The sequence below is a fragment of the Mesorhizobium sp. M4A.F.Ca.ET.020.02.1.1 genome, assembly GCF_004022645.1.
In the GTDB taxonomy this organism is placed as follows: Bacteria; Pseudomonadota; Alphaproteobacteria; order Rhizobiales; family Rhizobiaceae; genus Mesorhizobium.
Genome location: NZ_RZOI01000323.1, coordinates 1 through 6494 on the forward strand (window position 1 = coordinate 1; position 6494 = coordinate 6494).

At 61.7% G+C, this 6494-nt stretch carries 7 protein-coding genes; all 7 read left to right on the forward strand.

Annotation, left to right across the window (positions count from 1 at the left end; translation table 11 throughout):
* Nucleotides 1-456: PfkB family carbohydrate kinase (locus EN742_RS19725; protein WP_245492358.1), on the forward strand; the 456-nt coding region annotated here is incomplete at its 5' end.
* A complete protein-coding gene (locus EN742_RS19730) occupies nucleotides 437-1582 on the forward strand; it encodes an ABC transporter ATP-binding protein (RefSeq protein ID WP_126056128.1) in 1146 nt (381 codons plus the stop codon). The genes EN742_RS19725 and EN742_RS19730, both read left to right, overlap by 20 nt.
* Nucleotides 1583-1693: 111 nt before the next feature.
* Nucleotides 1694-2941, forward strand: coding sequence for a sugar ABC transporter substrate-binding protein (locus EN742_RS19735; RefSeq protein WP_128333174.1), 1248 nt, complete (start codon nucleotides 1694-1696; stop codon nucleotides 2939-2941).
* Nucleotides 2942-3073: 132 nt separating this feature from the next.
* Nucleotides 3074-3970 carry a sugar ABC transporter permease gene (locus tag EN742_RS19740; RefSeq protein WP_126056130.1) on the forward strand — a complete coding sequence of 299 codons (897 nt, stop codon included), beginning with the start codon at nucleotides 3074-3076 and terminating at the stop codon, nucleotides 3968-3970.
* A 5-nt stretch (nucleotides 3971-3975) separates the two neighbouring features.
* A complete protein-coding gene (locus tag EN742_RS19745; RefSeq protein WP_126056131.1) occupies nucleotides 3976-4818 on the forward strand; it encodes a carbohydrate ABC transporter permease in 843 nt (280 codons plus the stop codon).
* A gap of 62 nt (nucleotides 4819-4880) precedes the next feature.
* Nucleotides 4881-5702, forward strand: coding sequence for a sugar phosphate isomerase/epimerase (locus EN742_RS19750; protein ID WP_127422401.1), 822 nt, complete (start codon nucleotides 4881-4883; stop codon nucleotides 5700-5702).
* Nucleotides 5703-5706: 4 nt separating this feature from the next.
* Nucleotides 5707-6494 (forward strand): Gfo/Idh/MocA family oxidoreductase (locus tag EN742_RS19755; RefSeq protein WP_148670163.1); only part of this gene is annotated, 788 nt, incomplete at its 3' end.

Here is a 6494-nt window from a genome sequence, read left to right on the forward strand (position 1 = left end):
GAGCGGCTGATCGCGCAATGCGACCATCTCATTCTTCCCCTCGGCTTTGCGCGGACTGCCACAGGCCGCCGATCGCCGGCCGAGATGCTCGATGCATTGTGGTTGCCGTCGCGGTCCGCCGTGGTTCTGACCGATGGCGGCAGGGGCGTCTACTATCGCGGGCGCGACGAGACAGGGCTCTGGCACCTGCCCCCGCACCGGGTTGACGTCGTCGACTCGACCGGCGCCGGTGACTGCTTTCATGGCGCCTATGCCCATGCATTGACGCGCGGGGCCGACACCGCAGGCCGGGTGGCGTTCGCGGCCGCGGCGGCAGCCCTGTCCGTAACGGGGCGTGGTGGGCGCGAAGCGCTGCCCACCAACGACCAGGTCACGAAACTTCTGACATCTACGAACGCTCCGTCAGCGGTCGAACTGAGACTTGTGGAGGAGGAAGATGGCAGAAGTCATTCTTGAGAATATCTGCAAGACCTACGGGAACAATTTTCACGCCATCGACCAATTGAACCTGTCGGTCGAGGACGGCGAGTTCCTGATCCTCGTCGGCCCGTCCGGCTGCGGCAAATCCACTGCGTTGCGGATGATCGCGGGACTGGAGGACATCACGAGCGGCAGTCTTCGCATCGGCGGCGTCGACGTCGTCGACATGCCGCCCAAGGACCGCGACATCGCGATGGTCTTCCAGAGCTACGCGCTCTACCCGCACATGACGGTGTTCGAAAACATCGCCTTTTCGATGCGGCTGGCTGGCAAGCCGAAGGCCGAGCGCAAGAAGCGCGTGGACGAGATCGCCAAAACCCTTCAGCTGACGTCGCTGCTCGACAGCAAACCCGCGAACCTTTCAGGCGGGCAGCGTCAAAGGGTTGCCATGGGCCGCGCCATGGTGCGCGAGCCCGCCGCCTTTCTGATGGACGAGCCCCTTTCCAATCTGGACGCGAAACTGCGCGTTCAGATGCGCGCCGAAATCACCAGCCTGCAAAAGCAGCTCGGCGTCACGACCATATATGTGACTCACGACCAAATCGAAGCGATGACGATGGGGGACCGGGTCGCGGTGTTGAAGGGCGGCGTGCTGCAGCAGGTCGATACACCCAAGAGGCTCTATGAATCGCCGGTGAACGCCTTCGTCGCCGGCTTCATCGGTTCCCCGTCGATGAACCTTTTCGAAGCGACCCTGAAGGGCGGCGAGCTCATTTTTCGTGACTTCGCGATCCGGCTGCAGGATGCAGCTTTCGTTGGCAGGCCCGCCCTGAGGTCCTATGAGGGCCGCAAGATCGTGTTCGGCATACGGCCGGAGGATCTCTATGACAGCAGCCTCGAATCCGGCCGCAAGTATCAGACGATACCGGCAAAGGTGACTTCGATCGAGGAGCTCGGCTCCGAACATATCGTCCACCTGAACATCGACGCGGTCCGGGTGGACTCCGGCGATCCGGACGCGGTGGAGGATTATGGCCTGGCATCGAACGCGGTGGCGAGATTCGAGCCGACCAGCGCCATCCACTCCGGCTCGGAAATCCGGTTGGCCGTGGATGATACCAAGCTCCATTTCTTCGATCCCGAGACGCATCTGGCGATCTGAAGGACTGCGGCAGAGCCGGCAGGCGAGAGCGAGGCGCCTGCGAATGAAGACTTCTGAATGAACCAGACGATCGTCCGCATTGTGCGGCCGATCTTAAAGAAGGAGGAGAGAATGACGTTTCGGATAAAACCCGCGATGCTGAAAATGGCCGCGGCCGCCTGGTTGCTTGGCGCAACCGGCGCCATGGCGGACACCACGCTGGAGTTCACCCAGTGGTGGGAGCCTGAGCTGCCCGCAGGCTCCTTGCGGAAAATCATGGACGAATTCGAGGCCGCGAATCCCGGGATCAAGGTGACGCTGGTCAGCGGCCCCTATGCGACCACGCGAGACCAGATCTCGGTTGGTGCCGCGACGGGAACGCTTAGCGACGTCGTTGGTCTCGACGGCGCCTGGGTCAACAATTTGAACGCGCAGAACGCGCTGGCCGACATGAACCCGATGATGGATGCGAGCGGCTTCGACAAAGCCCAGGTCGCGGACATCATCAAGGTGGACGGCAAAGCGGTGATGTTTCCCGTGGCTTCGTTCGTCTATCCGGTGTTCGTGAATTTGGACCTCGCCGCCAAGGCGGGCGTCACCAAGCTGCCGTCGACCCGCGCGGAGTTCCTCGAAGCCGCCAAGAAGATGACCCATGCCGACAAGAACCAGTATGGCTGGGTGCTGCCGCTGTCGCTGCAAACGCCGTCCGGTGTCCAGAACGACATGACGTCGTGGGTCTGGGCATCGGGTCAATCGATGATGGCTGACGGCAAGCCGGCTCTCGAGGCAAAGCCGGTGGTGGATATGCTGACCTTCGTCAAATCGCTCAATGACGCGGGCACCATCTCGCCCGGCATCGCCACCAAGACCGAACAGGAAAAGGTCGAGGAATTCGTCAACGACCGGGTCGGGATGATGATCGACTCGCTCGCGCATGTGAACCTCATCCGCCAACGCAATCCCAAGCTGAACTTCGACCTCATCCCGGTCCCGGTCGTGGAGGACTATAGCGGCAAGCGCGGCCTGCCATACGCCTCCTGGGGCATCGGCATCTCCGCGGGCTCGAAACATCAGGAGGAGGCGTGGAAGCTCGTCCAATACCTGATGAGTGAAAAGGTGAACGCCAAGCTCGTGTCGCTGGCCAACGCCTTCCCCGGCAACGTCAACGCCAAGCCCGATTTCGTGACTTCCGACAAGGCTTTCGGCAAGGCTTTCGAAATCTTCAAGACCGGCTATCTTGCCAATGAGTTCACGGGCCTGCCGGTGGCGGAAGACCTGATGACCCAGTTCGACGTGCAAGCCCAGAAGATGCTCGCCGGCGAACAATCTCCGGAAGAAGCCGCGGCCAATGCTCAAAAGGGCTGGATAGCGAAATTCTGATCGGCCTGTTTTGCGATCTCTACCGGGCGGCCTGACTTCGGGCAGGCCTCCCGGCAACAACGCATCGGCAATGCGAGACGGACCCGTTTCCGAAGCTCCCCTTCTCTTGAAGGCGTGTCCCAAGGTTGGCATATGACCCCGCAGAAGCGCTCCCACCATAGGCTGAAACGAGCGGTCGCACCCTATCTCTACCTGTCGCCCTCGCTCATCATCATTGGCCTGCTGATGCTGCTGCCGATGGTGACGGTGATTGGCTATTCGTTCCAGAACAGCGCGGTACTGCGGCGCGACCCGTCCTTTGCCGGACTGAAACATTACCAGGCGATCTTTGCCGATCCCGTGTTCTGGGCTTCGCTGTGGCACACGCTCTACTTCACCTGCATGAGCGTCATCTTCCACATGACCATCGGCATGATCTTCGCGCTCATGCTGAACAGCGACCGCATCAATCCGACGCTGCGCAATGTCCTGCGCGTGCTCTACATCCTGCCCTGGCTATTCACCGCCGTGATCATCGCGGTGATCTGGCGCCTGCTGCTCGAGCCCAACGGCGTGGTGAACAGCATCCTCATGCAATTGGGCATCATCGGTTCCAAGGTCGAGTGGTTTTCCTCGCCCGAGACCGCGCTGCACGCCGTCACCTTCGCCAATATCTGGGCGGGCTACCCGCTTTTCATGGTCAGCCTGCTCGCAGGCCTGCAGGGCATTCCCAAGGATTTCTACGAGGCCGCCGATATCGATGGCGCGAAGGCCTACCAGAAGCTGATCTTCATCACCATTCCGCAGTTGATGCCGATCATCATCAGCATCTCGCTGCTCGATTTCATCTGGACCATGCAGGTCTTCCCGTTGATCTGGATAACGACGGGCGGCGGTCCGATTTACTCGACCGAGGTGCTGAGCACCTACACCTACAAGCTGGCGTTCTCGAGCTACAACCTGTCCCAGGCGGCGGCGAGCGCCGTGATCATCCTGCTGATCTCTCTTGGCCTGACACTGTTCTACATCCGCTATCAGAAGGCTCGGTAGTCACCATGAGGAAAAGGCACACGCCGAAAGACCGGCTGATCACCGTCGCGCTGCATGTCGCGCTTGCCGCCGGGCTGTTTTTCGCGGCATTCCCGATCTACTGGATGCTGAGCAGCTCGTTCAAATCGAATACCGAAATCTTTGCCCTGCCGCCAACCATCCTGCCGAAGGCGTTCACGCTGGAAGCGTATGCGGCCATCCTTGGCGACCCAGTAAAACTGCGCTTCTTCTTCAACAGCTACTTCGTGGCCGGAGCGGTGACCGTGCTGACGGTGCTGATCGCGTTGCTGGCAGCCTATGGGTTCAGCCGCTTCAACTTCCGCGGCAAGGGCAGCCTGAACACGCTCATCATCAGCACGCAGACGATTCCGCCGATCACGCTTCTGATCCCCTTCTTCGGGCTCGTCGTCTCGTATGGCATCTTCGACACCTATATCGCGCTGATCGTGACCTACCTGGTGTTCACGCTGCCCTACGCGATCCTGCTGATGACCGGGTATCTCAACACCTTGCCGCGCGATCTCGACGAGGCCGTCGCCGTCGACGGCGGCAGCAGCTGGACCGCACTCTGGCGGGTGATCGTCCCGATCTCGCTTCCCGGCATTGTGGCGACCTCGGTCTATACCTTCCTGTTGTGCTGGAACGAGTTCCTCTTCGCGCTGACGCTGACGAAGTCGACCTCCATGCGCACTGTCCCGATCGGCATCCAGCTGCTGATGGGGCAGCACGCTTTCGAATGGAACCAGATGATGGCGATGAGCGTGCTCGGCTCGCTGCCGCTCCTGCTCATCTACCTTCTTGCCCAGAGGTACTTCCTCGCTGGGATGACCGCGGGCTCGGTCAAGTAGATGTCCATCCCATGAAGACCCAGAACGACATCACGGAATGGGCGGTATCAAGGATTGAAAGGATGAACGTGAAAGACCTCAAAGTCGGCTGCCAGACCTTCACCTGGGAAATGCTCGGAGACCGTTTTGCCGGAGGCCCGGACGATCTCCTGAAGGCCATTTCCAATGGCGGCTATGCCGGCATCGAGATCACCGACACGATGATCGGCCGCTATGCCGGCCAGCCGGCGGAATTCGCCGCCGCGCTGAAGGCCTCCGGCCTGACGCTGGTCTCCTTCGCCTTCGGTTCGAAGAGCGGCTTCACGCTGAAGGACCAGATCGGCGCCGACCTCGAAACCGCCAGGCGATGGATCGACTTTGCCGCGGCCTTTCCGGGCGCGCTTGTCTCGATGGGCTCTGCGACCGTCGTCTCCGACGGGCCTCGCGACGACAAGTTCGCCATTGCGGCGGAAGTCTATAACAAGGCCGGCGAGATCGGCCGCAAAGCCGGCGTCCAGGTCGCGGTGCATCCAAGCTCGCACCACAACACGCTGCTCTTCGACCGCGCAGACTACGACCGGATCTTTTCCCTGCTCGACGCCTCGCTGGTCGGCTGGGTGCCGGACACCGGGCACATATTGCGCGGCCACAAGGACATGGCCGACACGCTCACCACCTATAGCGACCGCATCCGCTACGTGCACCTGAAGGATGTCGATGCCGGCGGCACCTGGGCGATGCTCGGCAAGGGCGTCTGCGACACGGCGAAGGTGATCGAGATCGCGAGCGCGGCGCCCAACTTCAACGGCTGGCTGGTGCTGGAGGAGGAATCCGAGACCGCCGCCGCCGATCCAGCCGGCGCGGTCAAGACCAACCGCCAGACCATGCGCGGATACGGAGCCTGAGACGATGATCCGCAAGAAAGACCGTCGCCTTCGTGTCGGTGTGCTCGGCTGCGGGCCGATCGCGCAGTTCGCGCATCTGGAATCCTGCGCGAAGGCAAGCAGTGCTGACCTCTATGCGATCTGCGACGCCGCGCCCGATCTGCTCGCGCGCATGGGCGCGACCTACGAGCCCGAAAGAATGTATGGCGACTATGACGAGATGCTCGCAGACCCGCAGTTGGAAGCAGTGATCGTCGCCACGTCGGATGCCTATCACGTACCGATGTCTATCAAGGCGCTGGAGGCCGGCAAGCATGTGCTGTGCGAAAAGCCGATCGGCGTCTCGGTCGAGGAAGGCGAAAAGCTGGCCGAAGCGGTCAAGCGCTCGGGCAAGGTGCTGCAGGTCGGGCACATGAAGCGCTTCGATCCGGCGCTGGAAGCGGCGCGCGATTTCGTCCGCGACGAGATGGGCGAGATCCTGGCGCTGAAGGCCTGGTATTGCGATTCCACGCATCGCTACACCAACACCGACGCGGTGCAGCCGCTGCCGGTGACCAGCAAGCTGGCGCGGAAGCCGGCCGGCAACCCGAAAGCCGATCTCAGGCAATATTTCATGCTGGCGCACGGCTCGCATCTCGTCGACACGGCGCGCTTCCTCGCCGGCGAGATCACCGCCGTGCGGGCGCGCCTCAACAAGCGTTTCGGCGCATATTGCTGGTTCGTCGAAACCGAGTTCGCCAATGGCGCGCTCGGCCATCTCGATCTCACCGTCGCCTTGCGCATGGACTGGCACGAAGGTTTCCAGCTCTATGG

Coding starts and splice junctions, on each gene's coding strand:
- EN742_RS19750 (WP_127422401.1), top strand. CDS start 4,881: ATGAACGTGAAAGACCTCAAAGTCGGCTGCCAGACCTTCACCTGGGAA.
- EN742_RS19740 (WP_126056130.1), top strand. CDS start 3,074: ATGACCCCGCAGAAGCGCTCCCACCATAGGCTGAAACGAGCGGTCGCA.
- EN742_RS19735 (WP_128333174.1), top strand. CDS start 1,694: ATGACGTTTCGGATAAAACCCGCGATGCTGAAAATGGCCGCGGCCGCC.
- EN742_RS19745 (WP_126056131.1), top strand. CDS start 3,976: ATGAGGAAAAGGCACACGCCGAAAGACCGGCTGATCACCGTCGCGCTG.
- EN742_RS19730 (WP_126056128.1), top strand. CDS start 437: ATGGCAGAAGTCATTCTTGAGAATATCTGCAAGACCTACGGGAACAAT.